Raw genomic sequence first — 22,923 nt, forward strand, 5'->3', positions numbered from 1 at the left:
ATAGACATAATTAGTGTGAATAAATCATAGCATTTCTAAAGTTATCCACCGATTGTTATTAACTTGTGGATAATTATTAACATGCTGTGATTATTTTTATCCACTCATTCTAATTTCTGTGTATAAGTCTTAAATTTATAGAAAGATGGAGTTTATATATGTCAGAACAAGAAATTTGGAAAAAGGTATTAGAGGTTGCTCAAACAGAAATCTCAAAGACTACTTTTAATACGTTTTTAAAAGATACAGAACTCAAAGAAATTCGTGATAATGTAGCATACATCTTTGTTATTGAGGAATTTTACGCCGATTGGCTAAATGCAAATTACAAAGATGTTATTCAAAACATTATGAAAGATATTATCGGTTATGAAGTTGATCCCAAATTTTTCACTGCTGCACAGTTAGCTGAACTCGATGAAAGTAATCGTAAGTCTTCTCATAGTAAAGAAACTACGACTCAAACGATTGAAGATCCTCATGAGGGTACTGATCAATTCAATACTCACAACACATTTGATACTTTCGTCATCGGACCTGGTAACCGTTTCCCTCATGCTGCAAGCTTAGCTGTTGCAGAAGCACCCGCTCAAGCCTATAACCCTTTATTTATTTACGGGGGCGTTGGTTTAGGTAAAACACATTTAATGCATGCGATTGGACATCATGTATTAAGCAATCAACCTAATGCCAAAGTGCTTTATACCTCTAGTGAGAAATTTACTAATGACTTCATTAAATCTATTCGTAACAATGAACCTGAAGCATTCAGAGAGAAATACAGAAATATCGATGTTTTACTGATTGATGATATCCAATTCATTCAGAATAAAGAGCAAACACAAGAAGAATTCTTCCATACTTTTAATGAGTTACATCAAAATAAAAAACAAATTGTTATTTCAAGTGACCGTCCACCTAAAGAAATTGCAAAGCTTGAAGATCGCTTACGTTCACGCTTTGAATGGGGCTTGATTGTTGATATTACACCACCTGATTATGAAACTCGTATGGCTATTCTTCAGAAGAAAATCGAAGAAGAGAATTTAGAAATTCCTGCTGAAGCGCTAAATTATATCGCAAATCAAATTCAATCTAACATCCGTGAATTAGAAGGCGCTTTAACGCGTTTACTTGCTTATTCAAAACTTCAAGGAAGACCTATCACAACTGAATTGGCAGCTGAAGCACTTAAAGACATTATTCAAGTCCCTAAATCTAAAAAGATTTCAATTCAAGATATTCAAAAAGTTGTTGGTCACTACTACAATGTGCGCCTTGAAGACTTTAGTGCGAAGAAACGTACGAAATCAATCGCTTATCCACGCCAAATTGCAATGTACTTATCTAGAGAGCTAACTGATTTTTCATTACCAAAAATCGGTGAAGAATTTGGTGGCCGCGATCATACAACAGTAATTCATGCACATGAAAAAATTGCTAATGATATTAAAGCGGATAGCATTTTCAAACAAGAAGTGGAAGATCTGGAGAAAGAGATTCGTAAGCAATAAGTTATTACTGTTATATAACAGATTACATGCTTACAAACTGAGAAATAAAAAATGGGCTAAGAAATTAAATTTTGTAGTTAAAAATTGATTTCGCTGTTTTAAAATATAAAGTGGTATATGTGGATAATGTTTAAAAGTAATACACACCATCAACAGTTTATCCACATGTGTATAACTTTGCCATTCCAGGCTTTTCATAAGATATCCACTAATCCACAAGCCCTACTACTATTACTATGATTTTAAAACCTATATAATTTATATATAAACGACTGGAAGGAGTTTAATTAATAATGGAATTCACAATTAGAAGAGATTATTTTATTACTCAATTAAATGACACATTAAAAGCAATCTCACCAAGAACAACTTTACCAATCTTAACAGGTATCAAGATTGACGCTAAAGATAATGAAGTGATTCTAACTGGTTCAGATTCTGAAATCTCTATTGAAATCACTATTCCTAAACAAGTAGATGGTGAAGATATTGTCACTATTGCTGAAACTGGTTCTGTAGTACTTCCTGGTCGTTTCTTCGTAGATATTATTAAAAAATTACCAGGTAAAGACGTTAAATTATCAACAAATGAACAGTTCCAAACACTAATTACATCAGGTCATTCAGAGTTTAACTTAAGTGGTTTAGATCCTGATCAATATCCATTATTGCCACAAGTTTCACGCGATGACGCGATTCAATTATCAGTAAAAGTACTTAAAAACATCATTGCGCAAACGAATTTCGCAGTGTCCACCTCAGAAACACGCCCAGTATTAACTGGTGTGAACTGGCTTATACAAGATAATGAATTAATATGCACTGCAACTGACTCACACCGCTTGGCTGTAAGAAAGTTAAAACTTGAAGATGCATCTGAAAACAAAAATGTGATTATTCCAGGTAAAGCTTTATCTGAATTAAACAAAATTATGAGTGACAGCGATGAAGACATCGATATCTTCTTTGCATCTAACCAAGTGTTATTCAAAGTAGGCAACGTTAACTTCATTTCTCGACTACTAGAGGGACATTATCCTGATACGACACGTCTGTTCCCAGAGAATTATGAAATCAAATTAGGATTAGACAATGGCGAGTTTTATCATGCAATTGATCGTGCTTCATTACTCGCACGTGAAGGCGGCAATAATGTTATTAAACTAAGTACAGGTAACGAGGTAGTAGAATTATCTTCTACATCACCTGAAATTGGTACTGTAAAAGAAGAAGTGAGAGCAACGGATGTTGAAGGTGGCAACTTAAAGATTTCGTTCAACTCTCGCTACATGATGGACGCTTTAAAAGCAATCGACAATGACGAAGTTGAAGTTGAATTCTTTGGCACAATGAAACCATTCATCCTTAAACCTAAGGAAGATGATTCAGTAACACAATTAATCTTACCAATCAGAACATATTAGAAATAATCAAAGCAGGATAGTGAAATCTTTTTAGTAAAATAGATTTCCTTCCTGCTTTTTATTTATCTTTGGAAATTCATTTTAAGCCCTCTCAGCCGTTCACTGTGGCTAAAGAGTTAGTGACTTGTGGATAAATATTGTTTTTCTCATTTTCAAGCTAAAATAGGCCTTAAAATTAAAAATTGGATATGTGCAAATCCTCAAGACATGAAATTAGCATTTTCTAAAAGTAAAAAAGCCGCTTCAAACGCCTTAAATTCTAGATAAAATTCAATCAAAATCAGAATGTAAAAAACTTTAATAAAGTAAGCGGTTTCACATTCCATTTTAAATGAAATTTAATCCTAAAAAAGGTATAATATATTAATGACACATAAAGAAACGGAGTGATTATTTTGGTTCAAGAAGTCATAGTTGATGGCGACATCACGTTAGGTCAATTTCTTAAAACAGAAGGCATCATAGAGTCTGGTGGACAAGCCAAATGGTTCTTACAAGATTATGAAGTCTTAATTAACGGAGAACGTGAAACACGTCGCGGTAAGAAACTAGCTGACCAAGATCGAATTGATTTCCCTGATATTCCTGAAATTGATTCTGTAATCATTATTCATCAAGGTGAACAATGAAGCTTAAAACACTCCAACTAGAAAATTATCGTAACTATGAAGCGGTTACGTTAAATTGTCATCCTGAAGTGAATATTCTTATTGGCGAAAATGCCCAAGGGAAGACAAATTTACTTGAATCAATTTATACGCTAGCTTTGGCAAAAAGTCATCGTACTTCTAATGACAAGGAGCTCATACGATTTAACGCTGATTATGCTAAAATAGAGGGTGAGCTAAGTTATAGACACGGAACAATGCCACTGACAATGTTTATAACTAAAAAAGGTAAACAAGTTAAAGTGAACCACTTAGAGCAAAGTCGTCTAACGCAATATGTTGGACATCTTAATGTGGTTCTTTTTGCGCCCGAAGATTTAAATATTGTTAAAGGTTCTCCTCAAATACGTCGTCGTTTTATAGATATGGAATTAGGTCAGATATCTGCCGTTTATTTGAACGATTTAGCTCAGTATCAACGTATCCTTAAGCAAAAGAATAACTATTTGAAGCAGTTACAACTTGGTCAGAAGACAGACACAACCATGTTGGAAGTGTTAAATCATCAATTTGCACAGTATGCCCTTAATGTGACATTAAGACGCGATTATTTTATAAAAGAGCTAGAATCTCTAGCTAAACCTATTCATGCAGGTATTACAAATGAACGTGAAACACTGTCGTTAAAGTATTTACCAAGTATTAAGTTAAGTGATGCGGAGAAAGATGAAAACGAATTGTTAGATGAAGTGCTTACTTTGTTAAATGACAATATTAAACGCGAAATGGAGCGTGGCGTGTGTTTATATGGCCCACATAGAGATGATCTAGGGTTTAACGTCAACGGAATGGACGCTCAGACGTATGGTTCACAAGGGCAACAACGTACGACGGCGTTATCCATCAAGTTAGCAGAAATAGAATTAATGAATATTGAAGTAGGAGAATATCCCATCTTGTTATTAGATGACGTACTAAGTGAGTTAGACGATTCACGACAAACTCATTTACTAAGTACGATTCAACATAAAGTACAAACCTTTGTAACAACAACGTCAGTAGAGGGTATTGATCATGAGATTATGAATAATGCGAAACTCTACCGAATCAGTCAAGGTGAAATTATTAAGTAATAGAAAGTGATGGTGAATACATTGTCAGATGTAAACAACACAGATAATTATGGTGCTGGACAGATACAGGTATTAGAAGGACTAGAAGCGGTTCGTAAAAGACCTGGTATGTATATTGGTTCAACTTCAGAAAGAGGCTTACACCATTTAGTATGGGAAATCGTGGATAACAGTATCGACGAGGCACTTGCTGGTTATGCTAATAAAATAGAAGTCATTATTGAAAAAGACAATTGGATTAAAGTAACTGACAATGGCCGTGGTATTCCTGTTGATATACAAGAAAAAATGGGACGCCCAGCAGTAGAGGTTATCTTAACTGTATTACATGCCGGTGGTAAATTCGGCGGTGGCGGATACAAGGTGTCTGGTGGTCTTCACGGCGTAGGGTCATCTGTAGTAAACGCCTTATCAGAGCAGTTAGAAGTATACGTTCATCGTAACGATACAATTTATCATCAAGCTTATAAACGAGGCGTACCTCAATTTGATCTTAAAGAAGTTGGCACAACTGATAAAACAGGTACGGTAATTCGCTTTAAAGCCGATGCGGAAATTTTTACTGAAACGACAATTTATAATTACGATACACTTCAAAAGCGTATCAGAGAGTTAGCTTTCTTAAATAAAGGCATTTCAATCACTTTAAGAGACGAACGTGAAGAAGAAGAACAACGTGAAGATACATATCACTATGAAGGTGGTATTAAATCATACGTTGAATTATTAAATGAGAATAAAGAGCCTATCCATGATGAGCCAATTTATATTCACCAAACTAAAGATGACGTAGAAATTGAAATTGCGATGCAATACAACAGTGGCTATGCGACGAATTTATTATCTTACGCTAATAACATTCACACGTACGAAGGTGGTACACATGAAGATGGCTTCAAACGTGCGTTAACACGTGTACTGAATAGTTATGGTACACAAAGTAAGATCATTAAAGATGATAAAGAACGCTTATCTGGTGAAGATACACGTGAAGGTTTGACTGCGGTTGTTTCAATTAAACACGGCGATCCTCAATTCGAAGGACAAACTAAAACGAAATTAGGTAACTCTGAAGTGCGTCAAATTGTGGATAAATTGTTTGCAGAGCACTTTGAAAGATTTTTATACGAACATCCTAATGTGGCTAGAACGATTGTTGAAAAGGGAATTATGGCATCACGCGCACGTGTAGCTGCTAAAAAAGCACGTGAAGTGACACGTCGTAAATCAGCCTTAGAAATCTCAAGCTTACCAGGTAAACTTGCAGATTGTTCTAGTAAAAAACCGGAAGAAAGTGAAATCTTCTTAGTTGAGGGTGACTCTGCCGGGGGGTCTACGAAAGAAGGTCGTGACTCTAAAACACAAGCGATTTTACCGTTAAGAGGTAAAATTTTAAACGTAGAGAAAGCACGTTTAGACCGTATCTTAAATAACAATGAAATTCGTCAAATGATTACAGCATTTGGTACGGGTATTGGTGGCGAGTTTGATATTTCTAAAGCACGTTATCATAAAATCGTTATCATGACAGATGCCGATGTCGATGGTGCACATATCAGAACGTTATTATTAACATTCTTTTATCGCTTCATGCGCCCACTTATTGAAGCGGGATATGTTTATATCGCACAACCACCATTGTACAAATTGACACAAGGTAAACAAAAATACTATGTGTTTAACGACCGTGAATTAGACAAATTGAAATCAGAGCTAAATCCTACACCTAAATGGCAAATTTCTCGTTATAAAGGTTTAGGAGAGATGAATGCGGATCAATTATGGGAAACAACGATGAATCCTGAAAACCGCATGATGTTACAAGTAAAACTTGAAGATGCTTTAGATGCCGACCAAACATTCGAAATGTTAATGGGCGACGTTGTTGAGAATCGAAGACAATTTATTGAAGAAAATGCAGTATACGCAAACTTAGATTTCTAATTGATTGCCTATTTGCATAAGTTATAGCACAGGCTGTTAATCAATCGTACGTATTAACAGTCTGACTATTCATTTTTAAGTGATGATAGAAGGAGGATATCTTGATGGCTGACTTACCTCAATCAAGAATTAATGAACGAAATATAACCAGCGAAATGCGTGAATCATTCTTAGACTATGCAATGAGCGTTATCGTTTCACGTGCTTTACCTGATGTGCGTGATGGTTTAAAACCTGTACACCGTCGTATCTTATACGGTTTAAATGAACAAGGGATGACACCTGATAAACCTTATAAGAAATCAGCTCGTATCGTTGGGGACGTAATGGGTAAATATCACCCTCACGGTGACTCTTCAATTTATGATGCCATGGTCCGAATGGCACAAACGTTTAGCTATCGTTATCCACTTGTAGATGGTCAAGGTAACTTTGGTTCAATGGACGGCGATGGTGCTGCGGCTATGCGTTATACAGAAGCCAAAATGACAAAGATTACATTGGAACTGTTACGCGACATCAATAAAGATACAATTGACTTTTTAGATAACTATGATGGTACTGAAAGAGAGCCGGAAGTCTTACCTTCTCGTTTCCCTAACCTTTTAGTGAACGGTGCTTCAGGTATCGCAGTAGGTATGGCTACTAATATTCCTCCTCATAACTTAACTGAAGTCATTGATGGTGTATTACATTTAAGTAAGAATCCAGATGTTACAATCGCTGAACTTATGGAAGATATCCAAGGCCCTGACTTCCCTACAGCGGGCTTAATTTTAGGGAAAAGTGGTATTCGACGTGCTTACGAAACAGGACGTGGTTCCGTTCAAATGCGAGCACGTGCAGAAATCGAAGAGCGTGGTGGCGGTCGTCAACGTATCGTAGTCACTGAAATTCCATATCAAGTGAATAAAGCACGTATGATTGAAAAAATTGCAGAACTTGTACGTGATAAAAAAATCGAAGGTATTACAGACTTACGTGATGAAACAAGTTTACGTACAGGTGTAAGAGTTGTGATTGATGTACGTAAAGACGCTAATGCGAATGTTATTCTTAATAATTTATACAAACAAACACCATTACAAACATCATTTGGTGTGAATATGATTGCCCTTGTAAACGGCCGTCCTAAATTAATTAATTTAAAAGAAGCGTTAGTAGAATACTTAGAACATCAAAAAATCGTGGTACGTCGTCGTACTGAATATAACTTGAAGAAAGCGAAAGATCGTGCACACATTTTAGAAGGTCTACGTATTGCGTTAGACCATATCGATCAAATCATTTCTATCATTCGTGAATCTGACACAGATAAAATCGCTATGGAGACGTTACAAGAACGCTTTAAGCTTTCAGAACGCCAAGCACAAGCTATTCTTGATATGCGTTTAAGACGTTTAACAGGTTTAGAACGCGACAAGATTGAATCAGAATATAATGAGTTATTAAGCTATATTGCTGAATTAGAGGAGATTCTAGCAGACGAAGAAGTATTACTTCAATTAGTCCGCGATGAATTAACTGAGATTAAAGAGCGTTTCGGCGATGAACGTCGTACAGAAATTCAATTAGGTGGTTTAGATGATTTAGAAGATGAAGACTTAATTCCAGAAGAACAAATCGTCATTACATTAAGTCATAATAACTACATTAAACGGCTACCTGTTTCAACGTACCGTTCTCAGAACAGAGGCGGACGTGGCGTGCAAGGTATGAACACGCTTGAAGAAGACTTTGTCAGCCAATTAGTTACGCTAAGTACACATGACAATGTATTATTCTTCACGAATAAAGGTCGTGTTTATAAACTTAGAGGTTATGAAGTGCCAGAACTTTCTCGTCAATCTAAAGGTATTCCAGTTATCAATGCGATTGAACTTGAGAATGACGAAACAATTAGTACAATGATTGCGGTAAGAGATCTTGAAGATGAGGATAGTTTCTTAGTATTTGCGACTAAGAACGGTATTGTGAAACGTTCTGCGTTAAGTAATTTCTCACATATTAATAAGAATGGTAAGATTGCGATTGGTTTCAAAGAAGATGATGAACTCATTGCGGTACGCTTAACAGATGGTAGCCAAGATATCCTAATTGGTACATCTCATGCATCATTGATTCGCTTCTCTGAGAATAGTTTACGTCCATTAGGTCGTACAGCTGCCGGTGTAAGAGGTATTTCATTACGTGAAGACGACGTTGTAGTTGGTTTAGACGTCGCGCATGCAGACAGTGAAGATGAAGTTTTAGTTGTTACTGAAAATGGTTACGGTAAACGTACGCCAGTAAGTGAATACCGCTTATCTAATCGTGGTGGTAAAGGTGTTAAAACCGCTACTATAACAGAGCGTAACGGTAATATCGTATGTATCACTACAGTAACTGGCGATGAAGATTTAATGATGGTTACAAATGGTGGCGTTATTATTCGCTTACAAGTAGACGACATTTCACAAACTGGTCGTTCAACACAAGGTGTGCGTCTAATGAAATTAGGCGAGGATCAATCTGTTTCAACTGTAGCTAAGGTTCAAGACAATACAGAAGATGAAGATACGACAGAAGCGGCTCAAGCAGAAGGTACATCTAATGCGGAAAGTACAGAAAGCCCAAGTGAACATGTTGTAGATGATGCTACGCCAGGTAATGCACTTCATACAGAAACAACAGAAGATAATAGTAATGAACGCGTTGAACTTAGACAAGACTTCATGGATCGTGTGAATGAAGATATTGAAAATAGTTCAGAAAACGACAGTGATAACGAATAATAATTTAAAAAATAAGACTACCCTCTCATGAAGGTAGTCTTATTTTTTATGTAGTTTTTATGTAGATGTCTACTTGCTTAAGTTGAGATGCTTGCCTAGGGGGATGGGTTGAGCCTTGGTCTTGTAAAGTAGTTCTTAGATAGATATTAACTCACTTAAGTTGCTACGCGTTCCTGGGGTGCCGTCTCAGCCTGTAGTCTTCGACTGGCACTGCTACCCTAGGAGTCTACGCAACTACGTTTCGTTATTATCTTAGAACTACTTACGTAAGTGAGGAAGCATTTACGTTCATTAATAAATTAATCCTTCAGGCGTCACTCAACTACGTTTCATTATTTATTTTAGAACTACTTACATAAGTGCATAGCACTTATGTTCATTAACAATCAATATAGGAGTCTATGCAACTACGTTTCATTATCCATTTTTGAACTATTTAGTTAAGGAAAAATGGATTCAAATTTACGACTTCTAGTTTTATATAAAATAAACGCTCTGAGTTTCTTTCAAATAAGAAGTTCAGAGCGTTTTGATTTCAAGTCTTAGTGTTCTAATTCTTTCATGACGTATGGTATTTCACTAATCAAGCGTGAAGGTGGTACAACGTACATTTTTTCTGAGAGCTTTTCGCCAATATAACTATGTGTATAAGTAGCACTTGTTACGGCGTCTTTTAAGCTATCGAATTGGCCTACAAAGCTTGTAATCATACCAGCAAGTGTGTCACCCATGCCACCTGTTGCCATGGCAGGTGTACCAATTGAAAGTTTATAATCCTCATCTTTAAAGTAGATTTCTGTACCATGTTTTTTCAAGACTACTGTAGCGCCTAATTTGTCTACAGCTTCTCTATTACGTTCATAAGTTTGTTCTTCAATAGGAATACCACTTAAACGTTCCCACTCTTTTTGATGTGGCGTAAAGATAACACGACATGTTGGAATGTCTGGTTTCAACTTACTAAATATTGTAATCGCATCTCCATCAACAATTAAGTTTTGGTGAGGTTGAATATTTTGTAGTAAGAAAGTAATCGCATTATTACCTTTGAAGTCTACGCCAAGTCCCGGACCAATTAAGATACTATCTGTATTTTCAATGAGCTTTGTTAACATTTTTGTATCGTTAATATCTGTTACCATTGCTTCTGGGCAGCGTGAATGAATAGCTGCATGGTTATTTGGATGTGTAGCGACTGTAATTAAACCACTGCCGCTAAATACACAAGCACGAGCAGCTAACATAATAGCGCCACCTAAGTTCGCACTACCACCGATTAACAAGATTTTACCGTAATCGCCTTTATGTGTTTCATCTTTACGTTTTGGAATATTAACAGTAGTTAATGTTTCCATGAACAAAACCCTCCCTATCTATGAGGTCCGGACAATGTGTATATTCTTTACGTCCAAGCCCCTGTTTTCACCTATATTTTCAATGTCTGAACTCTAAATCTGTAGCGAAAGATCAGCCATTTATGAGCTTTAAATACAATAGAAAATACTATACCTGCTAGAGACTTTCGTCAACACTATTCTGAGAAATAATTAAAAGTCTGAATTATTGAAAATGATAGCGTTTACTTAAATGAAAATTTAACATTAGCAATTGCTTGAAAATTCTAAAAGACTTTGCTATATTAAAAATAACTTAATAAGTTATTGTTCGTAGGCCAAGTAACATAACACGTTAATTTCAGAGAGCTTGTGTTGAGTGTGAACAAGTAATTAATGATTATGCGAATCTACCTACAATTGTGAGCAATCGGTAATAACCGTTATTTTAGTAAAGTGCAATTTAGTACATTATCTATGTATTAAATTGTTAAATAGGGTGGCAACGCGTAGACCACGTCCCTTGTGAGGGATGTGGTCTTTTTTTATTTATTTAAAAGTAGCGACCATTCTTAATAATTTTTTCAAAAATGGGAAGGATGAATGTTAAATGTTAGATATCAGACAATTTAGAGATGAAACTGACAAAGTTAAGAGTAAAATTGAGTTACGTGGAGACGATCCAAAGGTTGTCGACGAAGTATTAGAATTAGATAACCAATGTCGTGAATTAATTGGTAAGACTGAAGAAATGAAAGCCCGTCGTAACAAAGTAAGTGATGAAATCGCTCAAAAGAAACGTAACAAAGAAAATGCTGATGACGTTATCAAAGAAATGCGTGAACTTGGCGATGAAATCAAAGAAAACGACGCTAAATTAAATGAAGTAGATAATAAAATTAGAGACATCTTAATTCGCATCCCTAACTTAATCGCAGACGATGTACCACAAGGTGATTCTGATGAAGATAACGTAGAAATCAAAAAATGGGGTACACCTCGTGAGTTCGATTTCGAACCTAAAGCACACTGGGACTTAGTTGAAGAATTAAAAATGGCTGACTTCGAGCGTGCTGCAAAAATCTCAGGTGCACGTTTCGTTTACTTAACTAGAGACGGTGCGTTATTAGAACGTGCGTTAATGAACTACATGCTTACTAAACATACAACTGAGCACGGTTATACTGAAATGATGACACCTCAATTAGTTAATGCAGATACTATGTTCGGTACAGGTCAATTACCTAAATTCGAAGAAGACTTATTTAAAGTTGAAAAAGAAGGTTTATACACAATCCCAACTGCAGAAGTTCCATTAACAAACTTCTACAGAGACGAAATCATCCAACCAGGCGTGTTACCTGAAAGATTCACTGCTCAAACTGCATGTTTCCGTAGTGAAGCGGGTTCAGCTGGTAGAGATACAAGAGGTTTAATCCGTTTACACCAATTCGACAAAGTTGAAATGGTTCGTTTCGAACAACCAGAAAATTCTTGGGATTCTTTAGAAGATATGACTCAAAATGCTGAAGCTATCTTAGAAGAATTAGGTTTACCATACCGTCGTGTTATCTTATGTACTGGAGATATCGGTTTCAGTGCAAGTAAAACTTACGACTTAGAAGTTTGGTTACCAAGTTACAACGACTATAAAGAAATCAGCTCTTGCTCAAACTGTACTGATTTCCAAGCGCGTCGTGCAAACATCCGCTTCAAACGTGACGCTTCTGCTAAACCAGAATTAGCACACACATTAAATGGTAGTGGTCTTGCAGTTGGTCGTACATTCGCAGCTATCGTTGAAAACTATCAAAACGAAGACGGTTCAATTACAATCCCAGAAGCATTAGTACCATTCATGGGTGGTAAAACTGAAATCCGTCCAGTAAATGACTAATCTAAAATTTAAATAGAGGTTTATTAAGAAAAGTGGCTGGGACATAATAAAATGTCTCAGCCTACTTTAGCATTTTGGCAGTAGCTGACTGATTTGAAAATGCAATCAAATCTAGTCATCCTTGCCAGGGCGGGACAACGAAATTATTTTAATTTCTGTCCCGCTCCTTTTTACATCTACAAACTGCTTTTTCTTGCTAAAGTAGCGCAGTAAAATATATCAAATAAGACCACTCTTATAGAGGTAACTCTACTTTGATTCTCTAAAATTCTGACATTTTAAAATGTCTTAATATCAACGTTTTAACACATCTTTCAGTCTAACTTCACACAACCCTACGTCTAAGACTATTGCTACTATTCAGGGCGTGTATTAGACTAAGTTTAATTACTTATAGATTCATTTTTTCTTTAATACAAAATTTAAACAAAGGGGGTACTTAGATGACGTCACATGTGACATTTAAACAAGGGGTTAAAGAATGTATTCCTACATTATTAGGATATATCGGAATTGGATTGTCATTTGGAATCGTGACGGCTTCCCAACATTTTAGTGTTTTAGAAATTCTGTTGCTATGCTTACTCGTTTACGCAGGCGCAGCACAATTTATTATTTGCGCACTTGTAATTACAGGTACACCTATGTCTGCAATTGTCTTAACGACATTAATTGTAAATTCACGTTTCTTTCTCTTATCAATGACACTCGCACCAAACTACAAAGATTACGGCTTTTGGAATCGTTTAGCCATGTCTTCCATTCTTACTGATGAAACATTTGGTGTAGCCATTACGCCTCACTTAAAAGGGGAAAAGATTAACGATCGCTGGTTACACGGTCTAAATCTCACAGCCTATACGTTTTGGGCACTCGCAAGCATAGCAGGTGCCGTATTCGGTAAATACATTTCTAACCCAGAAATGTTTGGGCTAGACTTCGCCATCACGGCCATGTTCATTTTCCTGGCAATGGCACAATTTGAAACTATTAGAGGCTCAAAGATTAAAATATATCTCGTATTAATCGCATGTGTCATTGTGATGATGCTCATTTTAAGCTGGTTCATGCCATCATACGTGGCTATCCTTATCGCATCCATCTTTGCAGCAACACTAGGGGTGGTGATGGACCGATGACAACATCTTGGCATATGTTTATCCTAATCGTCTTATGTGGACTCGTAACCATAATTATTCGAATCCTACCATTCTTGATGATTTCACGAATACAACTCTCAGAAACCGTCATTAAATGGTTATCATTCATCCCAATCACATTGTTCACAGCACTCATCCTAGACGGTATCATCGTGCAACAAGAAGGCGTTCAAGGTTACACACTTAACATCCCGTATATCATCGTAACCATTCCAACCGTCATCATTGCACTCGTTACACGCAGTCTGACTATAACTATACTCGTCGGCATCGCACTTATTGCCGGGATACGTTTCTTCTTTTAAAAGGCAGTCCCAAATAGCTGACGATTGAAGTTATACCGACAATCAGATAAAATAAATTCAAACTAAAGTTAACGTGTAAATAAATAAAATAACATGAAACCTTATTATGAGAAGCAGAGGGACTTGGCCCAAAGAAGCTTCAGCAACCGGCAACTTCACGTACGGTGCTAAAACCAACGAGACACTACTCGAATGATAAGTATTAAAGCACAACCGCTTCTTACTTCTTCTAACAAGAGTAGGAAGCGGTTTTTATTTTAAAGGAGGTAATCGCATGACAAATTATACCGTAGATACTTTGAACCTAGGATCTTTTACGACAGAATCAGGAGAAACCATTGAGAATTTGCAGTTACGATACGAACATGTAGGCTATTCAGGTCAACCACTTGTCGTGGTTTGTCATGCCCTTACAGGTAATCATTTAACCTATGGCACAGATGAACATCCAGGATGGTGGCGTGAAATCATTGATGGTGGCTACATGCCCATCTATGATTACCAATTTCTTACATTTAACGTAATTGGTAGCCCATTCGGTTCAAGTTCGCCATTAACGGACCCACATTTTCCAAAGCAATTAACCCTAAGAGATATAGTTAAAGCTATTGAAAAGGGCATTCAGGCACTCGGCTTCGATAGAATTAATATCTTAATCGGGGGCAGTCTTGGTGGTATGCAAGCGATGGAATTGCTCTATAACAACCAATTTCAAATAGATAAAGCAGTCATCTTAGCTGCTACGGACAAAACATCGTCATATAGTCGTGCCTTTAATGAAATTGCACGTGAAGCCATTCAGTTAGGTGGCAAAGAAGGTTTGAGTATCGCACGCCAACTTGGCTTTCTTACTTATCGCTCCTCTAAAAGTTACGATCAACGTTTTACGCCAGATGAGGTGGTTACTTATCAACGCTACCAAGGCGACAAATTTAAAGAAAGCTACGATTTAACATGTTATTTAACTATGTTAAATGTATTAGATAGTCATAATTTAGATCGAGGTCGTGATGATGTAGATGAAGTGTTGCAGTCTTTAGATACGAAAGTCTTAACAATGGGCTTTACAGACGATTTACTCTATCCAGATGATCAAGTAAGAGCAGTAGGGGAGCGGTTTAAATATCATCGTCACTTCTTTGTGCCAGATAATGTCGGCCATGATGGTTTCCTATTAAACTTTAATGACTGGGCGCCAAAACTCTATCATTTCTTAAAGGTCACTCATTTCAAACGTAAATAATGGGAAAGACTTCTAATAAGAAGCATTCGCGCTATTTGTTTTAATCTTCCATAGAGGTTAAAATAGAGGTTATAGTCAAAAAAGTATAGGAGTGGCGAATGTGTTTTCAAAAGTACATCCTAAAGCAACCATTCTAGGAACGTTAGCACTTGTGGTTGTTGCTTTAGTAACGTATGTATTACCAGTTCTTGGTTTAATATTATGTCTATTCGCTACCATTCCCGGTGTGATTCTATGGAACAAATCGATACCATCGTTTGGAATTGGAGCTTTAGTAACCGTAATCTTAACCACTTTATTAGGTAATACGTTCGTATTAAGTGCCATGATTTTAGTTTTATTATTTAGTTTCGTAATTGGCCAATTATTAAAAGAACGTGCTTCTAAAGAACGTATCTTATATATAGCCACAGCTTATTTAAGTATATTTACTTTAGTCGCAATGATGTTATTACAAGTATTTAAAAAAATTCCAAGTGCCTCAACACTAATTAAACCATTTAAAGATACAATGCATGAAGCGATTGTAACCGCAGGCGTGGAATCAGATTATAAAACGATTTTAGAAGAAGGCTTCCGACAAATGTCAGTTCAACTTCCAAGTTTTATCATCATTTTAATCTTTATTTTTGTTTTAATTAATCTAATTATTACATTTCCAATTCTTCGTAAATTTAAAGTAGCAACACCTATTTTTAAACCGCTATTTGCTTGGCAAATGAATCGTTCATTACTATGGATATATATGGTTGTATTGCTATGTGTCATGGTGGCAACTGAACCAAGTATTTTCCAAAGTATCGTGTTAAATTTCGAAGTTGTGTTATCATTATTGATGTATATCCAAGGATTGAGCTTGATTCATTTCTTTGGTAAAGCAAGACGTATGCCAGACGGTGTTTCAATATTATTAATGGTCGTGGGGACAATTATAACGCCATTTACACATATTGTTTCATTACTTGGGGTACTTGATTTAGGAATTAATTTAAAACGAATGATTAAAAAATGACTTTAAAAAGCGAATAGAGGTGGAACAATGAACCGTCAATCCACTAAAAAGGCATTAATGATACCTTACATTTTAATGGTACTTACTGCGATAGCACTTGTTGTCGTATGGTTTATTTTTAAGCCATTAGTCGCAACGATTGCGGCTGCAATCTTAGCAGTCATGATTATTATCAGTATCGTCTTAGTAAGACAAGCCTTATTAAAAATGGATAATTATGTGGATAACTTGAGTGGTCATGTGTCGGCAGGAAGTAATAAAGCAATTAAGCGTATGCCGATTGGTTTGGTTGTTCTTGATGAGGACAATCATATTGAATGGATTAACCAATACATGTCTGAACACTTAGAAACAAATGTCATTTCAGAACCAGTTAATGAAGTGTTTCCTAACATTTTAAAGCAACTTGAAAAGGTTCAAGAAATTGAAATCGAACATGGTCAATATCATTATCATGTACGTCATTCTGAAGAAGAGAATTGTTTATACTTCTTCGATATTACTGAACAAGTACATACAAATGAATTGTACGAAGAATCGAAACCAATTATTGCAACGCTTTTCCTAGATAACTACGATGAAATCACGCAAAATATGAACGATACACAACGTTCTGAGATTAACTCAATGGTGACGCGTGTCATTAGTCGTTGGGCTTCTGAGTATAATATCTATTTCAAACGTTATAATTCAGATCAATTTGTTGCTTACTTAAATCAAAAGATTTTAGCTGAAATTGAAGAATCTAACTTTGAAATTCTCAGTCAGTTACGTGAAAAGAGTGTCGGTTACCGCGCTCAATTAACACTAAGTATTGGGGTAGGGGAAGGCACTGAGAACTTAATCGATCTTGGTGAACTATCTCAATCAGGTCTTGATTTAGCATTAGGACGTGGTGGGGACCAAGTCGCTATTAAGAATATGAATGGTAACGTGCGTTTCTACGGCGGTAAGACTGACCCGATGGAAAAACGTACTCGTGTAAGAGCGCGTGTTATCTCTCATGCATTAAAAGATATCTTAACTGAAGGCGATAAAGTGATTATTATGGGGCATAAACGTCCTGACTTAGATGCGATTGGTGCCGCAATTGGTGTTTCTCGTTTCGCACTAATGAATAATTTAGAAGCCTACGTTGTATTAAATGAAGAAGATATCGATCCAACGTTACGTCGTGTGATGGATGAAATCGATAAGAAACCCGAGTTGAAAGAACGTTTCGTAACGTCTGATGAGGCTTGGGATATGATGACATCTAAAACCACGATTGTAGTCGTAGATACGCATAAACCTGAAATGGTTTTAGATGAAAATATTCTAAATAAAGCAAACCGTAAAGTGGTTATTGACCACCATAGACGTGGCGAAAGCTTTATTTCAAACCCATTATTGGTATATATGGAACCATACGCAAGTTCGACTGCAGAACTTGTGACTGAGTTACTTGAATATCAACCAACTGAACAACGCTTAACACGTTTAGAATCTACAGTAATGTACGCAGGTATCATCGTAGATACACGTAACTTTACATTGCGTACGGGTTCAAGAACATTTGATGCGGCAAGTTATTTACGTGCTCACGGCGCAGATACTATCTTGACGCAACACTTCTTAAAAGATGATGTTGATACGTATATTAATCGTTCAGAATTGATTAGAACGGTTGAAGTTCAAGATAACGGTATTGCGATTGCCCATGGTTCTGACGAAAAAATTTATCATCCCGTTACAGTTGCACAAGCTGCGGATGAGTTGTTAAGTTTAGAAGGTATTGAAGCTTCATATGTTGTGGCGAAACGTGAAGATGATTTAATTGGTATCTCTGCACGTTCATTAGGCTCTATCAATGTTCAATTAACGATGGAAGCATTAGGTGGCGGTGGTCACTTAACGAATGCAGCGACACAACTTAAAGGCTTTACAATTGAAGAAGCAATTAATCGTTTACAACAAGCAATTACTGAACAAATGAGTAGGAGTGAAGACGCATGAAAGTAATATTCACACAAGATGTTAAAGGTAAAGGTAAAAAAGGTGAAGTTAAAGACGTGCCAGTAGGTTACGCTAATAACTTTTTATTAAAAAATAACTATGCTGTTGAGGCAACTCCAGGTAATTTAAAACAATTGGAACAACAAAATAAACGTGCTGAAGCGGATAGACAACAAGAGATTGATGACGCGAAAGCATTAAAAGCTAAATTAGAAGAAATTGAAGTTGAAGTAAGTGCGAAAACAGGCGAAGGCGGTAAGTTGTTTGGTTCTGTAAGTACTAAGCAAATTGCTGAGGCACTTAAAGCACAACATGATATCAAGATTGACAAACGTAAAATGGATTTACCTCACGGTATCCACGCGTTAGGTTATACAAATGTTCCTGTAAAATTAGACAAAGAGGTTGAAGGAACTATTCGTGTTCATACAGTAGAAAAATAATACTTCTTCAAATACTTTCCTAGCGGAAAGAAATTTTGTAGGTTGGTTTTTAACTTCGCTTAAGTTGAGACGCTTGCCTAGGGGGCTGGGTCGAGCCTTGGTCTCGACACTCATCCTGCTCCCTCAGGCGTCGCTCAACTACGCTACGTTAGCCAACCACAAAATTTCTCTTTTTCTAAAAAAGAATTTATTACTTTATCATAAGTGGAATTACTCGAAATTGTAATTTTAGAAACAGAGTTATTATCTAACTTACGTACTCATATATTTTATTAAGAAATTCTAATTAGAAACTTTTATCTTATTCAGTTAGCTTCGCTTTCCGTGGATACAGTCTCAGCCAGAATTACCTCACAGATAAGTCTGTGGGTAACTCTAAGGTCTTTGACTTGTATTGTTTCTACAGGAGTCTCGCTACTTTATTCGATATGTTTCTAAAAGAATTTCTAATATCCTTATATAAAGTAAATGATTTTAGAATTTAAACTAATCAAGGCATTAGCATGGTAAGGAAATAAATTTTTATAGATTAAGATAGACAACGAATGACGTTGTGCGACTCTTGGCGGAAAAGAAAGAGCTTAAGACTACAGGCTTAAGCCTTTCCCGCAAGAAAGCGTCACAACAGAATGAGTGAATGATTATAAGAAATAATCAAAGTAAGAATTAAAATATAATTGAACAATGTTGCACTGTATTTGTGAAATTTGAGATGGATTGATTTAGAGGTGTGATGATTGATGGATAATATGTATGATCAAAAACAAATGCCCCATAATAATGAAGCTGAACAATCTGTCTTAGGTGCAATTATTTTAGATCCACAATTAATTGGAACGACTCAGGAGGCCCTACTTCCTGAGTCATTTTATCGAGGTGCCCACCAACATATCTTCAGAGCAATGATGAACTTGAATGAAGATAGTAGCGAAATTGATGTTGTTACGTTAATGGATCAATTAACGAAAGAAGGTACATTAAGTGAAGCTGGTGGTCCTCAATATTTAGCGGAACTCTCTAATAATGTACCGACGACACGAAACATTCAGTATTATACGAATATCGTTGCTAATTTGGCGTTAAAACGTAGATTAATTCAAACGGCGGATAGTATCGCCAATGATGGTTATAATAATGAACTAGAATTAGATGCAATTCTAAGTGATGCAGAGCGACGTATACTTGAGTTATCCGCTAACCGTCAAAGCGATGGTTTCAAGGACATTAGAGATGTTCTAGGGCAAGTATATGAGACAGCAGAGGAACTTGACCAAAACAGTGGTCAGACTCCTGGTATTCCTACAGGATATCGTGATTTAGACCAAATGACGGCAGGGTTTAACCGTAATGATTTAATCATTTTAGCAGCACGTCCTTCGGTAGGTAAGACTGCCTTCGCTCTTAATATTGCTCAAAAGGTAGCGACGCATGAGGATAACTACACTGTAGGCATCTTCTCACTTGAGATGGGTGCAGACCAATTAGCGACGCGTATGATTTGTAGTTCTGGGAATGTAGATTCAAACCGTTTAAGAACAGGTACAATGACGGAAGAAGACTGGAATCGTTTTACGATTGCAGTTGGTAAGTTATCTCGTACGAAGATATTTATTGATGACACACCAGGTATTCGAATTACAGATTTACGTTCTAAATGTCGTCGTTTAAAACAAGAACATGGTTTAGACATGATTGTGATTGACTATTTACAATTGATTCAAGGTAGTGGGTCACGCTTTTCAGATAACCGTCAACAAGAGGTTTCGGAAATTTCACGTACGTTAAAAGCGATTGCGCGTGAATTAGAATGTCCGGTTATTGCTTTAAGTCAGTTATCTCGTGGTGTAGAACAACGTCAGGATAAACGTCCGATGATGAGTGATATTCGTGAATCTGGATCTATCGAGCAAGATGCGGATATTGTTGCATTCTTATACCGTGACGATTATTATAATCGTGGTGAAGGCGAAGATGACGATGATAGTACAGATTTCGAACCGCCATCTAATGATGATAATGGGGAAATTGAAATTATCATTGCTAAGCAACGTAACGGCCCAACTGGAACCGTGAAACTACACTTTATGAAACAATACAATAAATTTACAGATATTGATTATGCTCATGCTGAAATGACATAATAAATTAAAAAATATTTTTACCGTACATTTTTTATTAATTATAATTCAATGTACGGTTTTTATTTTGTTTAGACCTAATCACATTTTTTGAAGTATGTGTTCTTCATTTTGAAAAATGTGCTATGAAATGTTGATATTACAGGAACTTTCAAAGTTTATCGATTAAATTCATTTTCAAAAAGAGAAGTGATAAGTGTAAAACTCAACGTTCGATTTTTATTTGCATTATGAGGTTCGTATTGATAGAATACTTAATGGTTAATTGAGAAAACTTTGGAGGTGCTCACATGTCATCAATCGTAGTAGTTGGGACACAATGGGGAGACGAAGGTAAAGGTAAAATTACAGATTTCTTAGCGGAACAAGCAGATGTTATTGCACGTTTTTCAGGTGGTAATAACGCAGGCCACACAATTCAATTTGGCGGAGAAACGTACAAATTGCATTTAGTGCCATCAGGTATTTTTTATAAAGATAAATTAGCAGTGATTGGTAATGGTGTAGTTGTTGATCCAGTTGCATTATTAAAAGAATTAGACGGTTTAAATGAACGTGGTGTGTCTACATCAAACTTACGCATTTCAAACCGTGCGCAAGTGATTCTTCCTTATCACTTAGCACAAGACGAATACGAAGAACGTCGTCGTGGCGATAATAAAATCGGTACAACTAAAAAAGGTATCGGTCCAGCTTATGTAGATAAAGCACAACGTATTGGTATTCGTATGGCTGATTTATTGGAAAAAGAAACTTTTGAAAGACGCTTAAAAGAAAATATTGAAATTAAAGATGCTTATTTCAAAGGTATGTTCAATGAATCTTGTCCACGTTTCGATGAAATCTTTGATGAATACTATGCTGCAGGTCAACGCTTAAAAGAGTTTGTTACTGACACAGCTAAAATCTTAGACGATGCTTTTGTAGCTGAGGAAAAAGTATTATTTGAAGGTGCACAAGGTGTAATGTTAGATATCGACCACGGTACATATCCTTTCGTAACTTCAAGTAACCCTGTTGCAGGTAACGTAACAGTTGGTACTGGTGTAGGCCCAACTTTCGTATCTAAAGTGATTGGTGTATGTAAAGCTTATACATCTCGTGTAGGTGATGGTCCATTCCCTACTGAATTATTTGATGAAGATGGTCACCATATCAGAGAAGTTGGTCGTGAATATGGTACAACTACAGGTCGTCCACGTCGTGTAGGTTGGTTCGACTCAGTTGTATTACGTCACTCTCGTCGTGTAAGTGGTATTACAGATTTATCTATTAACTCTATCGATGTGCTTACAGGTTTAGACACTGTGAAGATTTGTACAGCATACGAATTAGATGGAGAAGAAATCACAGAATATCCTGCGAACCTTGATCAATTACGTCGTTGTAAACCAATCTTTGAAGAGTTACCAGGATGGAAAGAAGATATTACAGGTTGCCGTACTTTAGAAGAGCTACCTGACAATGCACGTAAATATTTAGAACGTATTTCTGAATTATGTGGCGTACGCATTTCAATCTTCTCAGTTGGTCCAGACCGTGACCAAACAAACTTATTAGAACAATTATGGTAAAAAAAGGTGTGAAAGTGAGCGCTTAGGTTTTGAGCAGAACCGAAAAGTGAGCAAAACTGTTTCTCAAGTTTTGTTGAGCTTTGAGTATTTCTGCCGAAAAACCTGCTCACTGTAGCCCGTCTATCACAAGGTGCGAAGATAAGCGCTTAGGTTTTGAAAGTCTCTGTTGAAAAACCTGTTTATCGGAGCATGTCTATCATATTGTGAATGTAAAAATTGAATGATGGTTAAAGATGATTTTCATCAAAAAGCAGACATTGATTATTCAATGTCTGCTTTTTTTATTTTAATCGAGGTGTAAAAGGGTTGAAAATGAAGGATATGTAAACTTGAAACCCTTGATATCATAGGCTTCTCTAAGGAAAATTAAGATTTCTAAAAAAATATTAAAATTATGTAAAAAAAGTCTTGTCTTTAAATTAAAA

The 22,923-nt window shown here is 36.3% G+C and carries 16 protein-coding genes and 1 riboswitch; of the genes, 15 read left to right on the forward strand and 1 reads right to left on the reverse strand.

Features of this window, described 5'->3' with window-relative positions; translation table 11 throughout:
- Positions 1-158: 158 nt before the first annotated feature.
- The 6 genes from dnaA to gyrA all read left to right on the forward strand — a co-directional run bounded on the left by dnaA (position 159) and on the right by gyrA (position 9,397).
- Positions 159-1,514 carry a chromosomal replication initiator protein DnaA gene (gene dnaA / locus LIX58_RS04210; protein ID WP_154838340.1) on the forward strand — a complete coding sequence of 452 codons (1,356 nt, stop codon included), beginning with the start codon at positions 159-161 and terminating at the stop codon, positions 1,512-1,514.
- A 290-nt stretch (positions 1,515-1,804) separates the two neighbouring features.
- Positions 1,805-2,938: a DNA polymerase III subunit beta gene (gene dnaN, locus LIX58_RS04215; RefSeq protein WP_126564594.1), complete on the forward strand. Its 1,134-nt coding sequence runs from the start codon at positions 1,805-1,807 to the stop codon at positions 2,936-2,938.
- Between the two features lie 386 nt (positions 2,939-3,324).
- A complete protein-coding gene (yaaA, locus tag LIX58_RS04220; RefSeq protein ID WP_186805210.1) occupies positions 3,325-3,567 on the forward strand; it encodes a S4 domain-containing protein YaaA in 243 nt (80 codons plus the stop codon).
- Complete coding sequence (gene recF, locus LIX58_RS04225) at positions 3,564-4,679, forward strand: DNA replication/repair protein RecF (protein ID WP_154838341.1); 1,116 nt, start codon at positions 3,564-3,566, stop codon at positions 4,677-4,679. The genes yaaA and recF overlap by 4 nt, the downstream gene beginning before the upstream one ends.
- Before the next feature lie 9 nt (positions 4,680-4,688).
- A complete protein-coding gene (gene gyrB, locus LIX58_RS04230) occupies positions 4,689-6,623 on the forward strand; it encodes a DNA topoisomerase (ATP-hydrolyzing) subunit B (protein ID WP_126564591.1) in 1,935 nt (644 codons plus the stop codon).
- Positions 6,624-6,727: 104 nt separating this feature from the next.
- Positions 6,728-9,397, forward strand: coding sequence for a DNA gyrase subunit A (gene gyrA / locus LIX58_RS04235; protein WP_226386110.1), 2,670 nt, complete (start codon positions 6,728-6,730; stop codon positions 9,395-9,397).
- Positions 9,398-9,939: 542 nt separating this feature from the next.
- On the opposite strand, the gene LIX58_RS04240 is transcribed toward gyrA, so the two are convergent.
- Positions 9,940-10,752, reverse strand: a complete 813-nt coding sequence (locus LIX58_RS04240; protein WP_126564589.1) for an NAD(P)H-hydrate dehydratase — start codon at positions 10,750-10,752, stop codon at positions 9,940-9,942.
- A 589-nt stretch (positions 10,753-11,341) separates the two neighbouring features.
- Here LIX58_RS04240 and serS point away from each other — a divergent pair.
- The 9 genes from serS to LIX58_RS04285 all read left to right on the forward strand — a co-directional run bounded on the left by serS (position 11,342) and on the right by LIX58_RS04285 (position 22,498).
- On the forward strand, positions 11,342-12,628 hold the full coding sequence (serS, locus tag LIX58_RS04245) for a serine--tRNA ligase (protein WP_226386111.1): 1,287 nt from the start codon (positions 11,342-11,344) through the stop codon (positions 12,626-12,628).
- A 443-nt stretch (positions 12,629-13,071) separates the two neighbouring features.
- On the forward strand, positions 13,072-13,767 hold the full coding sequence (locus LIX58_RS04250) for an AzlC family ABC transporter permease (RefSeq protein WP_154838344.1): 696 nt from the start codon (positions 13,072-13,074) through the stop codon (positions 13,765-13,767).
- On the forward strand, positions 13,764-14,093 hold the full coding sequence (locus LIX58_RS04255) for an AzlD domain-containing protein (RefSeq protein ID WP_154838345.1): 330 nt from the start codon (positions 13,764-13,766) through the stop codon (positions 14,091-14,093). The genes LIX58_RS04250 and LIX58_RS04255 overlap by 4 nt, the downstream gene beginning before the upstream one ends.
- A 98-nt stretch (positions 14,094-14,191) precedes the next feature.
- Positions 14,192-14,295, forward strand: a riboswitch (SAM riboswitch).
- Between the two features lie 72 nt (positions 14,296-14,367).
- A complete protein-coding gene (gene metX / locus LIX58_RS04260) occupies positions 14,368-15,336 on the forward strand; it encodes a homoserine O-acetyltransferase MetX (protein WP_126564585.1) in 969 nt (322 codons plus the stop codon).
- Between the two features lie 85 nt (positions 15,337-15,421).
- A complete protein-coding gene (locus LIX58_RS04265; protein ID WP_126564584.1) occupies positions 15,422-16,348 on the forward strand; it encodes a YybS family protein in 927 nt (308 codons plus the stop codon).
- A gap of 27 nt (positions 16,349-16,375) precedes the next feature.
- On the forward strand, positions 16,376-18,343 hold the full coding sequence (locus LIX58_RS04270) for a DHH family phosphoesterase (RefSeq protein ID WP_154838346.1): 1,968 nt from the start codon (positions 16,376-16,378) through the stop codon (positions 18,341-18,343).
- A complete protein-coding gene (gene rplI / locus LIX58_RS04275) occupies positions 18,340-18,786 on the forward strand; it encodes a 50S ribosomal protein L9 (RefSeq protein WP_126564582.1) in 447 nt (148 codons plus the stop codon). The genes LIX58_RS04270 and rplI overlap by 4 nt, the downstream gene beginning before the upstream one ends.
- A gap of 740 nt (positions 18,787-19,526) precedes the next feature.
- Positions 19,527-20,927 (forward strand): replicative DNA helicase, encoded by a 1,401-nt coding sequence (gene dnaB / locus LIX58_RS04280; protein ID WP_126564581.1) that lies wholly within the window; start codon positions 19,527-19,529, stop codon positions 20,925-20,927.
- Positions 20,928-21,214: 287 nt separating this feature from the next.
- Positions 21,215-22,498 carry an adenylosuccinate synthase gene (locus tag LIX58_RS04285; RefSeq protein ID WP_126564580.1) on the forward strand — a complete coding sequence of 428 codons (1,284 nt, stop codon included), beginning with the start codon at positions 21,215-21,217 and terminating at the stop codon, positions 22,496-22,498.
- The last annotated feature ends 425 nt before the right edge of the window (positions 22,499-22,923 follow it).

Source organism: Staphylococcus sp. Marseille-Q1834 (assembly GCF_916858875.1).
Lineage (GTDB): Bacteria > Bacillota > Bacilli > Staphylococcales > Staphylococcaceae > Staphylococcus > Staphylococcus pragensis.

Excerpts from the sequence above, each read along its gene's own strand:
- metX (WP_126564585.1), top strand. The coding sequence starts at position 14,368 with ATGACAAATTATACCGTAGATACTTTGAACCTAGGATCTTTTACGACA.
- LIX58_RS04240 (WP_126564589.1), bottom strand. The coding sequence starts at position 10,752 with ATGGAAACATTAACTACTGTTAATATTCCAAAACGTAAAGATGAAACA.
- rplI (WP_126564582.1), top strand. The coding sequence starts at position 18,340 with ATGAAAGTAATATTCACACAAGATGTTAAAGGTAAAGGTAAAAAAGGT.
- LIX58_RS04250 (WP_154838344.1), top strand. The coding sequence starts at position 13,072 with ATGACGTCACATGTGACATTTAAACAAGGGGTTAAAGAATGTATTCCT.
- LIX58_RS04270 (WP_154838346.1), top strand. The coding sequence starts at position 16,376 with ATGAACCGTCAATCCACTAAAAAGGCATTAATGATACCTTACATTTTA.
- dnaB (WP_126564581.1), top strand. The coding sequence starts at position 19,527 with ATGGATAATATGTATGATCAAAAACAAATGCCCCATAATAATGAAGCT.
- LIX58_RS04285 (WP_126564580.1), top strand. The coding sequence starts at position 21,215 with ATGTCATCAATCGTAGTAGTTGGGACACAATGGGGAGACGAAGGTAAA.
- serS (WP_226386111.1), top strand. The coding sequence starts at position 11,342 with ATGTTAGATATCAGACAATTTAGAGATGAAACTGACAAAGTTAAGAGT.
- gyrB (WP_126564591.1), top strand. The coding sequence starts at position 4,689 with ATGGTGAATACATTGTCAGATGTAAACAACACAGATAATTATGGTGCT.
- dnaA (WP_154838340.1), top strand. The coding sequence starts at position 159 with ATGTCAGAACAAGAAATTTGGAAAAAGGTATTAGAGGTTGCTCAAACA.
- gyrA (WP_226386110.1), top strand. The coding sequence starts at position 6,728 with ATGGCTGACTTACCTCAATCAAGAATTAATGAACGAAATATAACCAGC.
- LIX58_RS04255 (WP_154838345.1), top strand. The coding sequence starts at position 13,764 with ATGACAACATCTTGGCATATGTTTATCCTAATCGTCTTATGTGGACTC.
- recF (WP_154838341.1), top strand. The coding sequence starts at position 3,564 with ATGAAGCTTAAAACACTCCAACTAGAAAATTATCGTAACTATGAAGCG.